Origin of the sequence: Halomonas borealis (genome assembly GCF_004798905.1) — a bacterium.
Classification (GTDB): Bacteria; Pseudomonadota; Gammaproteobacteria; order Pseudomonadales; family Halomonadaceae; genus Halomonas; species Halomonas borealis.
Genome location: NZ_SDMO01000144.1, coordinates 1 through 234 on the forward strand (window position 1 = coordinate 1; position 234 = coordinate 234).

At 38.9% G+C, this 234-nt stretch carries 1 protein-coding gene; it reads left to right on the forward strand.

From position 1 onward, the window contains the following. Positions 1-6: 6 nt before the first annotated feature. Positions 7-126 carry an Asp23/Gls24 family envelope stress response protein gene (locus ETC07_RS16465; RefSeq protein ID WP_368733199.1) on the forward strand — a complete coding sequence of 40 codons (120 nt, stop codon included), beginning with the start codon at positions 7-9 and terminating at the stop codon, positions 124-126. Positions 127-234 lie beyond the last annotated feature (108 nt).

The following is a 234-nucleotide window of genomic DNA, read 5'->3' on the forward strand; positions in this document are numbered from 1 at the left end:
GTTAAAATTAGCGAAGTTGCCAAAAGCATCCAAGAACGTATCCGTTTCAATCTGGAAAATCAACTTGGCATTGTAGCAGCTAAAGTCAATGTATATGTACAAAATGTGAAGGTGGTCGAAGACTAGTGTCAAATATTAACGCAAGTAAATTTCAAGAAATGATTCAGGCGGCAGCAAGTCGCCTTAACGAACAAGCTGAATATGTCAATTCTCTGAATGTCTTTCCTGTCCCAG